The organism is Terrabacter sp. 2RAF25 (assembly GCF_052115265.1).
Lineage (GTDB): Bacteria > Actinomycetota > Actinomycetes > Actinomycetales > Dermatophilaceae > Terrabacter.
In genome coordinates this window covers 649,323-664,389 of sequence record NZ_JBFRGJ010000001.1, presented here as the reverse complement: position 1 = coordinate 664,389, position 15,067 = coordinate 649,323, and the positions used below count along the sequence as shown (strand labels likewise).

At 72.0% G+C, this 15,067-nt stretch carries 15 protein-coding genes; 7 read left to right on the top strand and 8 right to left on the bottom strand.

Annotated features, from left to right (window positions below):
- Window positions 1–77: 77 nt before the first annotated feature.
- On the bottom strand, window positions 78–974 hold the full coding sequence (locus AB4091_RS03170) for an extensin family protein (RefSeq protein WP_442290258.1): 897 nt from the start codon (window positions 972–974) through the stop codon (window positions 78–80).
- A 119-nt stretch (window positions 975–1,093) separates the two neighbouring features.
- Between AB4091_RS03170 and AB4091_RS03165 the strand changes: the two genes are divergently transcribed.
- Genes AB4091_RS03165 through AB4091_RS03155 form a run of 3 tightly spaced genes read left to right on the top strand, consistent with a single transcriptional unit; the run spans window position 1,094 to window position 2,345 of the window.
- Window positions 1,094–1,339 carry a hypothetical protein gene (locus tag AB4091_RS03165; protein ID WP_442290257.1) on the top strand — a complete coding sequence of 82 codons (246 nt, stop codon included), beginning with the start codon at window positions 1,094–1,096 and terminating at the stop codon, window positions 1,337–1,339.
- A 45-nt stretch (window positions 1,340–1,384) separates the two neighbouring features.
- Window positions 1,385–2,179, top strand: a complete 795-nt coding sequence (locus tag AB4091_RS03160; RefSeq protein ID WP_442290256.1) for an alpha/beta hydrolase-fold protein — start codon at window positions 1,385–1,387, stop codon at window positions 2,177–2,179.
- 1 nt (window position 2,180) lies between these two features.
- Window positions 2,181–2,345 carry a hypothetical protein gene (locus AB4091_RS03155; protein ID WP_442290255.1) on the top strand — a complete coding sequence of 55 codons (165 nt, stop codon included), beginning with the start codon at window positions 2,181–2,183 and terminating at the stop codon, window positions 2,343–2,345.
- 8 nt (window positions 2,346–2,353) lie between these two features.
- Here AB4091_RS03155 and AB4091_RS03150 read toward each other — a convergent pair whose 3' ends face one another.
- A complete protein-coding gene (locus tag AB4091_RS03150; protein WP_442290254.1) occupies window positions 2,354–3,253 on the bottom strand; it encodes an HpcH/HpaI aldolase/citrate lyase family protein in 900 nt (299 codons plus the stop codon).
- Window positions 3,254–3,257: 4 nt separating this feature from the next.
- Window positions 3,258–4,331, bottom strand: a complete 1,074-nt coding sequence (locus AB4091_RS03145; RefSeq protein WP_442290253.1) for an HpcH/HpaI aldolase/citrate lyase family protein — start codon at window positions 4,329–4,331, stop codon at window positions 3,258–3,260.
- A gap of 89 nt (window positions 4,332–4,420) precedes the next feature.
- On the opposite strand from AB4091_RS03145, the gene AB4091_RS03140 reads away from it, so the two are divergent.
- The 4 genes from AB4091_RS03140 to AB4091_RS03125 all read left to right on the top strand — a co-directional run bounded on the left by AB4091_RS03140 (window position 4,421) and on the right by AB4091_RS03125 (window position 8,312).
- On the top strand, window positions 4,421–5,176 hold the full coding sequence (locus tag AB4091_RS03140) for a hypothetical protein (protein ID WP_442290252.1): 756 nt from the start codon (window positions 4,421–4,423) through the stop codon (window positions 5,174–5,176).
- A gap of 17 nt (window positions 5,177–5,193) precedes the next feature.
- Entirely contained in the window at window positions 5,194–6,501 is a 1,308-nt protein-coding gene (locus AB4091_RS03135) for a magnesium transporter MgtE N-terminal domain-containing protein (RefSeq protein ID WP_442290251.1), read from the top strand.
- Complete coding sequence (locus AB4091_RS03130) at window positions 6,498–7,055, top strand: DUF1003 domain-containing protein (RefSeq protein WP_442290250.1); 558 nt, start codon at window positions 6,498–6,500, stop codon at window positions 7,053–7,055. Before AB4091_RS03135 ends, AB4091_RS03130 begins: the two co-directional genes overlap by 4 nt.
- 114 nt (window positions 7,056–7,169) lie before the next feature.
- Window positions 7,170–8,312, top strand: coding sequence for an Mrp/NBP35 family ATP-binding protein (locus AB4091_RS03125; RefSeq protein ID WP_442290249.1), 1,143 nt, complete (start codon window positions 7,170–7,172; stop codon window positions 8,310–8,312).
- Window positions 8,313–8,380: 68 nt separating this feature from the next.
- On the opposite strand, the gene AB4091_RS03120 is transcribed toward AB4091_RS03125, so the two are convergent.
- From AB4091_RS03120 to AB4091_RS03100, 5 genes are all read right to left on the bottom strand, one after another.
- Entirely contained in the window at window positions 8,381–10,228 is a 1,848-nt protein-coding gene (locus AB4091_RS03120) for an ABC transporter ATP-binding protein (protein WP_442290248.1), read from the bottom strand.
- On the bottom strand, window positions 10,225–12,087 hold the full coding sequence (locus tag AB4091_RS03115; RefSeq protein WP_442290247.1) for an ABC transporter ATP-binding protein: 1,863 nt from the start codon (window positions 12,085–12,087) through the stop codon (window positions 10,225–10,227). The genes AB4091_RS03120 and AB4091_RS03115 overlap by 4 nt, the downstream gene beginning before the upstream one ends.
- 111 nt (window positions 12,088–12,198) lie before the next feature.
- Window positions 12,199–12,552: a Sec-independent protein translocase protein TatB gene (tatB, locus tag AB4091_RS03110; protein WP_442290246.1), complete on the bottom strand. Its 354-nt coding sequence runs from the start codon at window positions 12,550–12,552 to the stop codon at window positions 12,199–12,201.
- A 56-nt stretch (window positions 12,553–12,608) separates the two neighbouring features.
- Entirely contained in the window at window positions 12,609–14,381 is a 1,773-nt protein-coding gene (locus tag AB4091_RS03105; RefSeq protein ID WP_442290245.1) for a S1C family serine protease, read from the bottom strand.
- Window positions 14,378–15,055 carry a hypothetical protein gene (locus tag AB4091_RS03100; RefSeq protein ID WP_442290244.1) on the bottom strand — a complete coding sequence of 226 codons (678 nt, stop codon included), beginning with the start codon at window positions 15,053–15,055 and terminating at the stop codon, window positions 14,378–14,380. Before AB4091_RS03100 ends, AB4091_RS03105 begins: the two co-directional genes overlap by 4 nt.
- Window positions 15,056–15,067: the final 12 nt, after the last annotated feature.

Here is a 15,067-nt window from a genome sequence, read left to right as displayed (position 1 = left end):
TTCTACGGACGGCACCAAATCAGGCGACCCGTGAGCGGGTCCGCAGGGCAGTCGAGCCCGTCAGGGGGCCAGCCCGCTCAGGCGTGCTCCATCGTGGCGACCATGAAGGCCTGCCACGCCTCTCGTGAGTCGGCCAGCTCACCCGGGCCACCGGCCTGCTCGAGGATGCGGGACGTGGCGTCCCTCGTGACGTCGTCGAAGTCGCCGGTCGTCTCGACGTCGGTGCGGCCCCAGACGTGGCGGCACATCGCCTGCACTGCCTGCACCTGTGCGTTCGAGCGGCGGATCAGCCGCGGCAGCTCGGGGCCGAACCGGCCGATGTCGACGTGGATGTGGTTCACATGGGCGTCGTCGAAGAGGTAGGTCAGCACGTCGGCGAACTCGTGGTGGAGGCCGGCGGCCGTGCGCCAGTAGAGCGACAGCCGACGGCGCAGCTCGCTCGCCGGCGCGTCGCGCCACTGGTCGTGTCGCAGGGAGGTGAGGTCGCGGCCACCGGCACGCAGCCGGGCGATGTCGATCGCCTCACCGGAGCTGTGCCACGACGTCGACGACCCGCGGACCCACGCGCCGTACGACCGGATCTCGTCGGGCGCCTGGCCGACGTGCTGGCGGTGGAGGGCGAGCCACTGGTCGAGTCGGGCGCCGAACGTCTCGGTCACGTAGTAGGTGGCCGGCCGCCCCGTGACCTCGTACGCGTACGTCGCCGGCCCGATGCGACGCCGCGCCTCGAGGGCACGGTAGTCCACGGGCTGCGGGTCGATCCGCAGCTCGGGTGGCGCCGGCTCGGCGAAGCCGGAGAGCTGCGGGAGGGACGGGAGACCGGGACCGCGCGAGACGGCATACGCCCCACCGACGGCCACGGCCCCGACCGCTCCGATCGTCAGGAGGCGGCGGCGCGTCACCCCCGACCGGGTCGCCCGAGCGTCCGGGTCGGGCGAGGTCGCCCGTCCGCGCTCCGTCGTGTCGGAATCCATGACTGCTCCAACGTCCGACGGCACGTGTCCGATCCCGGCGTGGAACCGCAACGGGCGGCCGGCCCTCCGACCGGCACGAACGCGCTGCCCGCCCGGGCGGACGACAGGGACGGAGAGCCATGGCCAGGTGTGCGCAGTGCGGCAAGCAGGTGGGTGGGCTGGGCGGCGTGACGGGGGGCCTCGTGACGACCGCGACCGGTCGCCGGCTGTGCCGCCCGTGCAACGACCGCCTCCTCGGAACGGCGGCCGGCATCATCGCGGCGGGGGCCGACGCATCGACGAGCGAACAGCTCGGGTCGGGCATCCTCACCGCCGGCTGGCTGGAGCGGGTCCGGGCTGCTCGCCGCCGGGGTCGGGGCGACTGAGCAAGCCTCCCGCGGGGCGGCATGCGCGAGGCCTACGCTCCCTCCATGTCGACTGCAGCGACGCCGCGACGCCGCACGGTGGTGCGTGCCGCTCTCGGCATCGGATCCACAGCAGTCCTGGCTGGGGTCACCGGCTGCGGTGGCGCACCTGACGGGGCGACACTGTCGGACGGCGTGCTCGACTCGCGGTACAGCCCCGACCGGCCTCGGTGGCGGCTCGCCGTGCCCGTCGGCAGGCCCGCGCGCGGGCTCGTCGTCGCGCTCCACGGAGCCGGCGGTGATGCCGACAACGCGTTCGGCCTGGGCTACGCCGACGCGGTGGCAACCACCGGCCTGGCCCTGGTGTCCGTCGACGGAGAACGCAGCTACTGGCACGCGCGCTCAGACGGCACCGACACGGGAGCGATGGTCCGTGACGAGCTGATTCCCTTGGCCCTCAGTCGATCCGGGCTGCCACAGTCGACGCGCATCGGACTTCTCGGGTGGTCCATGGGCGGGTTCGGCGCGTTGCTCATCGCGAGCGATCTCGGGCCTCGGCGCGTGACGGGGGTCGTCGCGGCGAGCGCGGCGCTCTGGCTCCGCGGCTCCCAGACGCCCGCCCGCGCCTACGACGGCAAGGCCGACTTCGACCGGCACTCCATCTTCAACCGGCTCGACCGGCTCGCCGATGTCCCGGTCCGGCTCGACTGTGGCCTGTCCGACCCGTTCATCGCCGCCAACCGCACTCTCGCGGGACGCCTCGTCGAGGTCGAGACCCACTTCGAGCCGGGCGGCCATGACGACGCGTGGTGGAGCGGCCACGCCGCGGCCGAGATGGGCTGGCTCGCGGAGCGAGGTTGACATGGACCTCCGGACGACCCGGCTCACCCACCGGCTCACGCTGCCAGGCGTCGAGGGTGCGCTGTCCACCGGCTTCGTGCCCTACGCCCCCGTCACCGCAGCAACGAACGTCGGCTACGACCTGCGCGATGCCGCGGCAAGGGTCATCTTCTCGGCCCGCTCCTGAGCGTCGGGTCAGGACAGGGCGGCGATGGCCTCCGCCGTGGCGAGCACCTTCTGCGCCGTGTCGACGTGGAGGTTCTCGATGAGGCGACCGTTGAGGGTGGCGACGCCGCGCCCCTCGGCCTGGGCCCGCTCGAACGCGGCGATGACTGCACGAGCGTCGTCGACCTGCGCCTCGCTCGGCGCGAAGACCTCGTTGGCCGGCTCGACCTGGCCGGGGTGGATGAGCGTCTTGCCGTCGAAGCCGAGCTCGCGCCCCTGCCGGGCCTCCGCGAGGAAGCCCTCGGTGTCCTTGACGTCGTTGAAGACCCCGTCGACGATCGCGACGCCGGCCGCCCGGGCCGCGAGCAGGGCGAGCTGCAGGCTCGCCGAGATCGCTGCACGACCGGGCACGAAGGTTGCGCCGAGCTCCTTGTAGAGGTCGTTGGTGCCGAGCACTAGGCAGGCGAGGCGCCTTGACGCACGGGCGATCTCCTCGGCGTGCAGCACGGCCACGGGCGTCTCGACCATCGCCCAGAGTCGCGTGCGCTCGGGTGCCCCGGCCGCCTCGATGGCAGCCACGAGCCCGCGGACCTCGTCTGCGGAGTTCACCTTCGGCACGACGATCGCGTCGGGTCCGGCGGCAGCTGCCGCGGCGATGTCGGCATCGTGCCACTGCGAGCCGATGCCATTGACGCGGATCGTCACCTCCCGACGCCCGTAGTCACCGGATCGCGCTGCGGCACAAGCATTCTCACGAGCCGCTTCCTTGGCGTCGGGAGCGACGGCATCCTCGAGGTCCAAGATGAGTGCGTCGACCGGAAGCGACTTGGCCTTCTCGAGCGCGCGCTCGTTGGAGCTCGGCATGTAGAGGACGGAACGGCGGGGGCGGTACGCGTCGGCACCGGCGGCATACGCCGTCTGCTCGGGCACGGAGTCAGCCTTCCTGCGTGGCAGGCTCGGCGGCATACAGCTCGGCGAGCGCGGGGTCGGTGCTGGAGAGGCGCTCGGCAAGCTCGACGATGACGAGGCACTGCTTGAGGCTCGCGTCGTCCTCCATCTTGCCGTCGAGCATCACGGCGCCGGTGCCGTCGCCCATCGCGGCGACGACACGGCGTGCATGGGCGACGTCCTCGGCCGACGGGCTGAAGACGCGCTTCGCGATCTCGATCTGCACCGGGTGCAGCGACCACGTGCCGACGCAGCCGAGCAGGAAGGCGTTGCGGAACTGGTCCTCGCACGCCACGACGTCCTGGATGTCGCCGAAGGGCCCGTAGTACGGGTAGATACCGTGCATCGCGCAGGCGTCGACCATGCGGGCGATCGTGTAGTGCCAGAGGTCCTGCTGCGCTGTGGCGCGTGACCCCTGGATGGCGCCGTCGACCGGGTCGGTGCGCACGAGGTAGCCGGGGTGGCCGCCGCCGACGCGCGTCGTCTTCATGCGGCGGTCGGCAGCGAGGTCGGCCGGGCCGAGCGAGAGGCCTTGCATGCGAGGTGAGGCGCCGCAGATCTCCTCGACGTTCACCATGCCGCGCGCGGTCTCGAGGATGGCGTGCACGAGGATCGGCCGGGTCAGGCCGGCCTTCGCCTCGAGCTGGGCGAGCAGTCGGTCGACGTAGTGGATGTCCTCGGCGCCCTGCACCTTCGGCACCATCACGACGTCGAGCTTCTCGCCGACCTCGGTGACGAGCGTCGTGAGGTCGTCGAGCGCCCAGGGGCTGTCGAGGGCGTTGACGCGGGTCCAGAGCTGGGTGTTCTCGCCGAAGTCGGTGGCCTTCGCGATCTCCACGAGCCCGGCGCGCGCAGCCTCCTTGCGGTCGGCCTTGACGGCGTCCTCGAGGTTGCCGAGCAGCACGTCGACGGTGCCGACGAGGTCTGGCACCTTGGCTGCCATCTTCGGGTTGCTCGGGTCGAAGAAGTGGATGACCCGGGACGGGCGGGCTGGCACCTGCGCCAGGGGCGTCGGCGCCCCCACCGCGAGCGGCCGGAAGAAGTCCTTGGCGCTGCGCATGGGCGCCAACGTAGCAACGGCCCCGAGACCCGCGTTATGACGACAGTCACGCCCACCGCCGAAGAGTCCGGCATCACTATGGTGGCGGTGTGACCGAGCGTGCGACCGAGCCAGCAACCCCGCCGGCGACCCCGCCCACGACCGGCGACACGACGGGCGCCCCGACCGGCGACCCGACCGGCCGCCCGACAGACCCGCACGGTGCACCGAGCGATCGGCAGGTGGGTCAGGAGGCCGGGCCGCGGCAGGCCAACGCGTCGGCGCTGCTGGGCGAGGCCATGACGAAGTCCGGCCTGCTCTGGATCGAGGTGTCCGACGACCGCACCTGGCCGGCGTGGCACGTCTGGGACGACGGGGCCGCCCTCGTCGTCAGCGGCCCCGGTGAGCAGCCGCTGCCGTGGCTGCCCAAGGAGGTCCGGGTCATCCTTCGCAGCAAGGACACCGGCGGCCGACTGCTGACCGTGCGGGCCCACGTGCACGTGCTCGAGCCCGGCACGCCGGAGTGGCAGCGCGCCACCGAGCTGCTGCGCGCCTCACGCCTCAACGCCGTCGACGACTCGGTGACCCGGTGGGCCGCCGAGTGCACCGTGACGGCGCTCGTCCCCTTCGACAGCCCGCTCGAGTCACCGGGGGCGTATGCCGCCCACGACCACCGCGAACCACCGGCGCGCACCGCGGCGACCACCACGTCGTGGCGCCCGTGGCACTGGGGCGGTCGCGGCGAGGAGAAGGCCGAGCGCAAGCGACTGCGCGACGAGCAGAAGGCCGCACGTCAGGCCGCCAAGGAGCGCGCCAAGCTGCGCAAGAAGCGCCAGCGACGTGGCGGCCGACGTCGGGCCCGCTGAACCCATAGCCTTGGCCCATGAGTGCGAGCACCCGAGTCTTCGTCGCACGCCTGACCGGGCTGAGCGTCTTCGACCCGCTCGGCGACCAGGTCGGTCGGGTGCGCGACGTCGTCGTGATGTTCTCGGCAAACCGGCCCGAGCCGCGCGTCATCGGTCTCGTCGTCGAGGTGCCGGGCCGGCGTCGCGTCTTCGTGCCGATGACGCGAGTCACCTCCATCGACGCGGGTGCCGTCATCACCACCGGCCTCGTCAACATGCGCCGGTTCGAGCAGCGCACCAACGAGGTGCTCGTCGCCGCCGAGCTCTTCGACCGCGCGGTGCGGGTCACGACTGCTGACGCCATCGAGGCCGGCATCGCCGACGCCCTCGTCGAGGACATCGCCATCGAGCAGGGGCCCCGTCGCGACTGGCTGGGCACCCGGGTCTTCGTGCGCCAGGCGCCGACCGGGATCTCCCCCGCCTCCAAGGCCATGTCACGCCTGACCCGACGCCGCTCCGGCAAGACCATGCTCGTCGACATCCGCGACGTGGTGGGGCTGCACCAGCAGGCCGGCGCGCAGAGCGCCGAGCGCCTCCTCGAGACCTACGACGACCTCAAGGTCGCCGACCTCGCCGAGGTCATCCACGACCTCAACCCGAAGCGACGCGCCGAGGTCGCCGCCGCCCTCGACGACGAGCGCCTCGCCGACGTCCTCGAGGAGCTCCCCGAGGACGACCAGGTCGAGATCCTCGCCGGCCTCGCCAACGAGCGCGCCGCCGACGTCCTCGAAGCCATGGAGCCCGATGATGCGGCCGACCTGCTCGCCGACCTGCCGCCCGAGCAGGCCGAGCAGCTGCTCCAGCTCATGGAGCCCGACGAGGCGGCGCCGCTGCGTCGGCTGCTCTCCTACGACGAGAACACCGCCGGCGGCATGATGACCACCGAGCCGGTCGTGCTCGGACCCGAGGCGACCATCGCAGAGGCGCTCGCGACCGTGCGCCGCGAGGAGCTGGCCCCCGCGCTCGCCTCGATGGTCTACGTCTGCCGCCCGCCGCTCGAGGCCCCGACCGGCCGCTACCTCGGGCTCGTCCACATCCAGCGCCTGCTCCGCGAGCCGCCCCACGGCGCCGTCGGGTCGATCATCGACAAGGAGATCGAGCCCCTCGCCGCCGGCGCCTCGCTCGAGACCGTGACCCGCACACTCGCGACCTACAACCTCGTGTCGCTGCCCGTCGTCGACGCCGACGGGCGCCTCATCGGGGCGGTCACCGTCGACGACGTGCTCGACCACATCCTGCCCGAGGACTGGCGTGAGGAGCGGCACGAGCTGGAGGTGCGCCCGTGAGCGAGCGCACCGAGCGGCGTACCGGCCCCCGGGCCGTGCGCGGCGACAAGCTCGACCAGCCGCAGGAGCAGCGGGCCCGCGTGCTCCCGCGGCTCACCTTCTCCCAGGAGGCGTTCGGGGTCCTGTCCGAGAGGTTCGCCCGCCTCATGGGTACGGCCGGCTTCCTCATCGGCATGACTGTGTTCGTCGCCGCCTGGATCCTCTGGAACGTGCTGGCGCCGGCTCGCCTGATCTTCGACGAGTTCCCGTTCATCTTCCTGACGCTGATGCTCAGCCTGCAGGCCTCCTACGCCGCCCCGCTCATCCTCCTCGCACAGAACCGCCAGGCCGACCGCGACCGCGTCGCGCTCGAGCAGGACCGGGCGCGCGACGAACGCAACCTCGCCGATACCGAGTTCCTCACCCGGGAGGTCGCCTCGCTCCGCCTCGCCCTGCGTGAGCAGGCGACCCGCGACTTCGTCCGCAGCGAGCTGCGCGGCCTGCTCGACGAGCTCGAGGACCGCGCCCTCATCCGGAACGCCGACGACTCCCCAGCCCCACGACGGGCGGACTAGCCCAGGCTCACGGCGTACCAGACCGTCACGTCGCTCGGCGGGGCAACATCGGTGTGTCGCGGTAGACAGCGGGCGTGGTCGGGAGGCCCGGCGCCGCGGCATACGATGGAGGACATGTCTGTCCCCGAGCTGCCCAGCCGTGACGCCATGCTCACGGCGCTGTCGAAGGTCAACGACCCCGAGATCCGCAAGCCGATCACCGAGCTCGGCATGGTCAAGTCGGTCGAGATCGACGACGCCGGCCGGGTGGCCCTCGCGATCTTCCTCACGGTCTCCGGCTGCCCGATGAAGGAGACGCTCACCAAGGACTCCAGCAACGCGCTCCTCGCACTCGAGGGCGTCACGTCCGTCGAGATCGAGCTCGACGTCATGAGCGACGAGCAGCGGGCCGAGCTGCGCTCGCAGCTGCGTGGCGGGGCTCCCGAGAAGGAGATCCCGTTCGCCAAGCCCAACAGCCTCACGCGGGTGTATGCCGTCGCCTCCGGCAAGGGCGGCGTCGGCAAGTCCTCGGTGACCGTGAACCTCGCGGCCGCGATGGCCGAGCAGGGCCTGCGGGTGGGCGTCGTCGACGCCGACGTCTACGGCTTCTCGGTGCCGCGGATGCTCGGTGTCGAGCAGCGCCCGACGCAGGTCGACGACATGATCCTGCCGCCGATCAGCCACGACGTGAAGGTCATCTCGATCGGCATGTTCGTGCCCGGCAACCAGCCGGTCGTGTGGCGCGGCCCGATGCTGCACCGGGCGCTCCAGCAGTTCCTGGGCGATGTCTTCTGGGGCGACCTCGACGTGCTGCTGCTCGACCTGCCGCCCGGCACCGGTGACATCGCGATCTCCGTCGCGCAGCTCATCCCGACGGCTGAGATCCTCGTCGTGACCACGCCGCAGCAGGCAGCCGCCGAGGTGGCCGAGCGGGCTGGCTCGATCGCGCTGCAGACCCACCAGCGCGTCGCGGGTGTCATCGAGAACATGAGCTGGCTCGAGCTGCCCGACGGCACCCGCCAGGAGATCTTCGGCTCCGGTGGCGGCCAGGCCGTCGCCGACTCGCTGAGCAAGAGCATCGGCGCCCCGGTCGAGCTGCTCGGCCAGATCCCGCTCGACACTCGACTGCGCGAAGGTGGCGACACGGGGACTCCCGTCGTGCTGGGCGAGCCCGACACCCCCGCCGGAGTGGCGCTGCGCGGCATCGCCCGCGGTCTCGGCGCCCGCGCCCGGGGTCTCGCAGGCCGCTCTCTCGGCCTCACCCCCGCCGGTCGCTGACCCAGAGACACCTCCAGCCCCAACCCATCGAGTGCGCAGTTTCCGACGTCGGAAACTGCGCACTCGACTCAGGCGAGGGAGTCGACCCAGGCGCGGTGCAGGTCGGAGAACCTGCCTTCGCCGCCCTCGATGAGCTCCTGCGGGGCGCCGTCCTCGACGATGCGCCCGTGCTCCATGACGAGCACCCGGTCGGCGATCTCGACGGTCGAGAGCCGGTGGGCGATGACGATCGCCGTGCGGCCGGCGAGGATGGTGTGCAGGGCCTGCTGCACCAGCCGCTCGGACGGGATGTCGAGAGACGACGTGGCCTCGTCGAGGATGAGCACGGCCGGGTCGGCGAGGAAGGCTCGTGCGAAGGCGACGAGCTGCCGCTGGCCGGCGCTGAGCAGGCCGCCGCGGTTGGACACCTCGGTGGCGTAGCCCTCGGGGAGCGCGGTGATGAAGCCGTGTGCGCCGAGGGCTCGAGCGGCGCGCTCCACCTGCTCGTCGGTCGCGTCGGGTCGGCCGAACCGGATGTTGTCGGCGACCGTGCCCGAGAAGAGGTAGTTCTCCTGGGTGACCATGACGACGGCCCGGTGGAGGTCGTCCGACCGCACGCTGCGCAGGTCGATGCCGTCGAGCAGCACGGCCCCGCCGGTGGGGTCGTAGAAGCGCGTCGCGAGCTTGGCGACGGTCGTCTTGCCGGCCCCCGTGGTGCCGACGAGGGCGAGCGTCTGGCCGGCCGGGACGGAGAGGTCGAGGTCGGGCAGCACCGCCGTGCCGGCGACGTACTCGAAGCTCACGTGGTCGAACCGCACCTCGCCCCGCGCGTCGGTCAGAGCCGCGGGCGCCGTCGGCTCGGGCACGTCGGGGGACTCCTCGAGCACCCCGGACAGCTTCTCCAGCGCCGCCGACGCCGACTGGAAGGTGTTGTAGAACTGCGAGATCTCCATCATCGGCTCGAAGAACTGGCGCAGGTAGAGCAGGAACGCGGCGAGCACGCCGACGGTGACCTCTCCGTTGAAGGCGAGGTAGCCGCCGTAGAGCAGCACGATGGCGATGGTGACGTTGCCGATGAGGCGGATGCCTGGCATGAACCAGGCCACCAGGCGGAAGGCCCCGAGGTTGGCTTGGCGGTACTGGTCGTTGACGTCGTCGAAGATCTGCTGGTTGCGCGGCTCGCGGCGGAACGCCTGCACGGCGCGGATGCCGTTCATGGACTCGACGAAGTGGACGATGACGAGGGCGACCTTCTCGCGGGTCGACCTGTAGCTGCGCGCCGACGCCTTGCGGAACCAGTTGGTGAGCCAGGCCAGGAACGGGCCGCAGAGCAGTGCCACGAGGCCGAGCTTGAGGTCGAGCACGAGGAGCAGCGCCGACGTGCCCGCGAGGGTGAGTGCGGCGGTGACGAGCCCGTCGAAGCCGGTCTCGAGCATCTCGTAGATGGCATCGACGTCGGAGGTCTGGCGCGAGATGACCCGACCGGAGGTGTAGCGGTCGTGGAACGCCGGGCTCAGGTGCTGGAAGTGGCGGAAGACCCGCCGGCGGATGGAGAGCAGGATGTCCTGTCCGATGGTGCCGGAGCGGACGAGGAACAGGTTGCGGGCGACGGCCTGCGTGACCGTGGCGAACAGGACGATGCCGACGACGAGCAGGAGCGGCTCGAGGTCGCCCGACTCACGGATCGGCGGGATGCCGACGTCGATGCCCTCCTTGACGAGGTAGGGGATCGAGAGACGCGCGGCGTTCTCGACGACGACGACGACCATGAGCAGCCACAGGGCCTTGCGCCACGGCCGCAGCAGGTCGCGCAGGAGCCGGCGCGAGCGGGTGGCGAGCCGTGCAGAGGTCTCGGCGGTCAGCTCGCCCTCGATCTCGTCGGCGGCCACGCCGCGCCAGCGCTGCGCCTCGTTGGTCGGCTGGGCAGGCGCGCTCATGCCCGCACCTCCTCGGACGAGTCGTGCTCCGTGTCGTGCGCGGTGTCGGACTCGTGTTCGGTGTCGTGGTCGCAGTCGTGTTCGGTGTCGGGGTGGAGATCGCCCTCCGGGACGGGGTCGGCGGCGAGCAGCTCGCGGTAGGCGGGCACCGTGTCGAGCAGCTCGCGGTGGGTGCCCACGTGCGTGATCGTGCCGCCCTGGAGCAGCGCCACCCGGTCGGCGAGCAGCACGGTCGAGGCCCGGTGGGCGACGATCAGCCCGGTCGTGTCGGAGAGCACTCGGGAGAGGGCCTCCTCGACCAGCTTCTCCGTGTGGACGTCGAGGGCGGAGAGGGTGTCGTCGAGAACGAGCACGGCAGGCCGCGAGAGGACCGCCCGGGCGAGCGCCAGCCGCTGGCGCTGCCCTCCGGAGAGCGACATGCCCTGCTCGCCGATGCGGGTGTCGAGCCCCCACGGCAGCTCGTGCACGAAGCCGGCCTGCGCGATCTCGAGTGCCGCAAGCACGTCGTCGTCGGGTGCGTCTGCGCGGCCCAGGGTGACGTTCTCGCGGGCGCTCATCGAGAAGAGCGTCGGCTCCTCGAACGCGGTCGCCACGAGGCTGCGCAGCTCGCCGAGCTCGAGGTCGCGCACGTCGACGTCGTCGATGGTGATGCGCCCCCGCGTGACGTCGAACAGCCTGGGCACGAGCGCCGTCAGCGCCGTCTTGCCCGTGCCGGTGGCGCCGACGAGCGCGAGCGTCTCGCCCGGGGCGAGGTCGAGGTTCACATCGCGCAGCACCAGCTGGTCGGGCGCGTCGGGGAACGCGAAGTCGACGTGGTCGAACCTCAGGTGCCCACGGCGGGCCGCGGCCGGGAGCTCGCCCGAGACGATGTCGGGTGGCGTGTCGAAGATCTCGAGCACGCGAGCGGCCGCGGTCATCGCCTCCTGCGACATGGCGAGGATGACGCCGAGTGAGGAGACCGGCCAGACGAGCGAGAGCATCAGGGTGATGAAGGCGACGAGCTCGCCCGGGGTCAGCGCGCCGCGCCCGACACCGATCGCCCCGAGGAGCAGCACGACGACGACGGCGAGGTTGGGGATGACCTCGAGGAAGGTCCAGAACTTCGCCGACAGGCGCACCTTGTCGATGCTCGTCGCACGCAGCTCGAGGGCGGCGCGGTCGTAGCGCTCGGCGACGTGGTCGCTGCGACCGAACGACTTGATGACGCGGATGCCGACGGCCCCCTCCTCGGCCTGGGTCGCGAGGTCGCCCTGCTGGTCCTGGACCCGGCGTGACACGACGACGTAGGCCTTCTCGAATCGCATCGAGAGCCAGATGATCGGCACGGCAACAGCGACCACGACGAGGCCGAGCGGCCAGTACATCGTGAGCAGCACGATGGTGACGGCGACGAGCTGCAGCACGTTGACGACGAGGAAGAGCAGGCCGAACCCGCTGAAGCGCCGGATCGCCGAGAGGTCGGTCGTGGCGCGGGAGAGCAGCTGGCCCGACTGCCACCGGGAGTGGAAGCTCATCGGAAGGCTCTGCAGCCGTTCGTAGAGGTCGCGGCGCAGGTGGGTCTCGAGGCCGAGCACGGCGTTGGACTGCACCCATCGGCGCACGAAGATCAGCACCGCCTCGAGCACCCCGAGGGCCAGCGCCAGCAGGCCGAGCGGCAGCACCGGGGCGAGCTCGTGCCGCGTGATGGGCCCGTCGATGAGGGCCCTCGTGACGAGCGGGATCGCGATGGACAACCCGACCCCGGCCAGGGACGCGGCGAACATGACGACGAGCGCCCACCGGTGCGGGCGCAGGTAGCCGCGCAGGCGCCATAGCGAGTGGACGGAGGCGGGTGGCTGCGAGGCTGGTCGTTCAGGCATCAAGGGTTGACGATATCCCCGAGCACCGACAGCGATACCTCTGGGTCAGATCTTTCGCGTCAGGCCGCCGCGATCCGCCTCGATCCGCCACATCGGACCGGGCCCAGGCCGTCAGGTCGCCTCTGTGTCCCAGGGCGTCGGCACCGTCGGATCGTGCCAGCGCGGGGCGCTGACCGGCTTGTCGACGACGGGATCAGGCTCGGCCTCCTCCGGCGGGGAGGACAGGGCATCGCGCACGATCTTGCGCGGGTCGTACTGGCGCGGGTCGTAGGCCCGCCAGTCGACGTCGGAGAACTCCGGACCCATCTCGTCCTTGAGCTGCTGCTTGGCCCGGTCGGCCATCGTGCGGGCCTGTCGCACGAACTTGCCGAACTTGGCGGCGTACTCCGGTAGTCGCTCAGGCCCCAGGATGACGATGGCGAGCAGACCGAGCAGGAGCAGCTCCCACCCGTTGATGTCGAACACAGTCCCTCGCTTCCAGCGCGTCTCGGCTGCGCCATCGTACGTCGGCAGGCCGGGAGCTACTTGGGAGGCTCCGCCTCGAGCGTCATGCTCAGCTCGATCTCCTTGCCGCCGCGCTCGACCTTGAGCTTCACGGTGTCGCCGACGGCCCGCGCGCGGATCGCGACGATGAGCTGGTCGGGCGTGCGGATGCGCTTGCCCTCGAAGCCGACGACGATGTCGCCGCCCTTGACGCCGGCCTTGGCGGCGGGCCCGCCGGCCGTCACCGCACCCGGGGTGGCGAGCACCTGGGCGCCGTCGCCGGAGAAGGTGCGGTCGAGCGAGACACCGATGACCGGGTGGGTGGCCTTGCCTGTGGCGATGAGCTGGTCGGCGGTGCGCCGGGCCTGGTCGCTGGGGATGGCGAAGCCGAGACCGATGCTGCCGCCGGTGGAACCGGTCGTGCCCGGGACGCGGGCGATGGCGCTGTTGATGCCGATGACCTCGCCGCTCATGTCGAGCAGCGGACCGCCCGAGTTGCCGGGGTTGATGGCCGTGTCGGTCTGGATCGCGTTGATGTACGAGGACTCGGAGCCCTCGCCGGCGGTGACCGGTCGGTTCAGCGCGCTCACGATGCCGGTGGTCACCGTCTGGTCGAGCCCGAGGGGCGCCCCGACGGCGATCACCTGGTCGCCGACGACGACCTTGTCGGAGGGCCCGAGCCGCAGCGGCGTCAGGTCGGTGCGGGCGATCTTGAGGACGGCGAGGTCGTAGCTCGTGTCGCGCCCGACGATCGTGGCCTTCTGGGCGTCGCCGTTGCTGAGCACGACCTCGATGTCACCGTCTGGAGCCGCAGCGACGACGTGGTTGTTCGTCAGCACGTGTCCCTTGTTGTCGATGACGAAGCCGGACCCCGTGGCCGAGCCCTCGCTGCCGCCGTCGACCTTGATGGTGACGACGCTGGGCAGCGCCACCGCGGCGATGTTGGCGACGGACCCCGGCGGTCGCGCGGTGGCGCCCGGCCCCGGCTCGGGAAGGGTCGAGACGCCGCTGTTGATGCGGCCCTCGGCAAGCTGCCCCGCCACCCCGCCGACGACACCGGACAGCAGGCACAGGCCTGCCACGGCTGCAACGAGACCGCCCCGGCGTCGACGCGCAGGAGGAGTGGGCTCGTCGGTCAGCAGGACGCCGCCCCCGGCAGGCGCGTCGGGCACCGTCTGGCCGTGGGCCGGCCCCTCCGGGCCTGCGCTCGCGTATGCCGTCGCGCCGGCTGCCGCTGCCGTGCCGAGGCCTGCGCCCGCCCCGCCGCCGTCTGGGCCGCCTGCAGGGCTGCCGGAGTCGGCCGCGGGACCGGATGTCGGGCGGCCGGTCGCCGCGTCGGGCACCGGCGGAGCGTACGCAGAGCGGTGCGCCTCGTCGGCGCGCGCGTCGGCACGGTCGCTGCCCCAGGGGCTGTCGGCCTTGGCCGGAACGCCGGCGCCCTCGCCCGGGTGCTCGCCGCCGAAGACGTCGAACCAGGCGTCGTCGCCACTGTCGTCGCGCTCAGAGCCCGTGTCACCCGCACCGACCGAGCCACCGACCGAGCCACCGACCGAGCCACCCGTCGAGGCACTGCTCGAGACCGGGGCGACCGACACCCGGGGCTCGGACGTGGGTGCCGCCGACGTAGGCGGAGGGGCCGCGGGGATGGCGCGGGTGTCGTGCAGGTCGATGATGCCGGTCTGCTCGCGCTCGGGGGCCGGCGCCCAGGCGTTCGGCCCTCCCTCGCCCTCCGGTCGTGCAGGCCCAGCGGGCTCGGGGGCCTGCACGCCCGGGGTCGGCTCGCGGTCCGGCGTCGTCGACTCGTCGGTCATGGGCCTGATTGTGCCGAACCGACATCGGCACCACGCAAGAGGGCCTTGGCCCCGGAGGACGTGGGTGCGCGGTTGACGACCCGGGTCGTGACGACCCAGTAGGCGGGTCGGCCGCCGAGGTCGGTGCGCTGCGAGTCGCGCGTGGTCACCCGGCTCACCGGAAGGGCCGTGCCACCGAGGTTCGAGGAGCCCGCCGGGTTGGCACCGAAGCTCGCCGCCGGTCCACGCACCACGGCGGTGCGGGTGCCCGGGACCGGGGTGATGGCCAGGCCCCACGCCGCGGCGACGGAGGCGCCCGCGGCGATCGAGGCGACGACGGCGGCACGCATCGGCGAGCGGTGCAGGGCCGGGGCCGTCGGGCGCACCGTGGGCACCGGGTCGTAGGACGGCGCTGACGGCATACGGAAGCCGAGAGGTGGCATCGGGACTCGCGGCGCACCGGGCGCCGGGGCTGCCTGGGCGGGGACCGCCGAGGCGAGGCCCATGAGCGAGGTGCGCAGGCTCATCGGCACGCCGGTGTCGGCACGCAGTGACGCGACGATGCGCCGCTCCTGGTCGGCGGCGGCGCGACACGTCGTGCAGCACACGACGTGCTTGTCGTAGAGGTGCATGAGCGCAGGCGGGAGCGCGTGGTCGACGTAGGCCCGCACGTGTCCCTTGAGGTGCGGCGTCACGACATCACCCCC

Bases quoted from the DNA above. Each gene is read 5' to 3' on its own strand.
- AB4091_RS03170 (WP_442290258.1), bottom strand. From the start codon at position 974: ATGGATTCCGACACGACGGAGCGCGGACGGGCGACCTCGCCCGACCCG.
- AB4091_RS03165 (WP_442290257.1), top strand. From the start codon at position 1,094: ATGGCCAGGTGTGCGCAGTGCGGCAAGCAGGTGGGTGGGCTGGGCGGC.
- AB4091_RS03160 (WP_442290256.1), top strand. From the start codon at position 1,385: ATGTCGACTGCAGCGACGCCGCGACGCCGCACGGTGGTGCGTGCCGCT.
- AB4091_RS03155 (WP_442290255.1), top strand. From the start codon at position 2,181: ATGGACCTCCGGACGACCCGGCTCACCCACCGGCTCACGCTGCCAGGC.
- AB4091_RS03145 (WP_442290253.1), bottom strand. From the start codon at position 4,331: ATGCGCAGCGCCAAGGACTTCTTCCGGCCGCTCGCGGTGGGGGCGCCG.
- AB4091_RS03135 (WP_442290251.1), top strand. From the start codon at position 5,194: ATGAGTGCGAGCACCCGAGTCTTCGTCGCACGCCTGACCGGGCTGAGC.
- AB4091_RS03125 (WP_442290249.1), top strand. From the start codon at position 7,170: ATGTCTGTCCCCGAGCTGCCCAGCCGTGACGCCATGCTCACGGCGCTG.
- AB4091_RS03120 (WP_442290248.1), bottom strand. From the start codon at position 10,228: ATGAGCGCGCCTGCCCAGCCGACCAACGAGGCGCAGCGCTGGCGCGGC.
- AB4091_RS03115 (WP_442290247.1), bottom strand. From the start codon at position 12,087: ATGCCTGAACGACCAGCCTCGCAGCCACCCGCCTCCGTCCACTCGCTA.
- AB4091_RS03105 (WP_442290245.1), bottom strand. From the start codon at position 14,381: ATGACCGACGAGTCGACGACGCCGGACCGCGAGCCGACCCCGGGCGTG.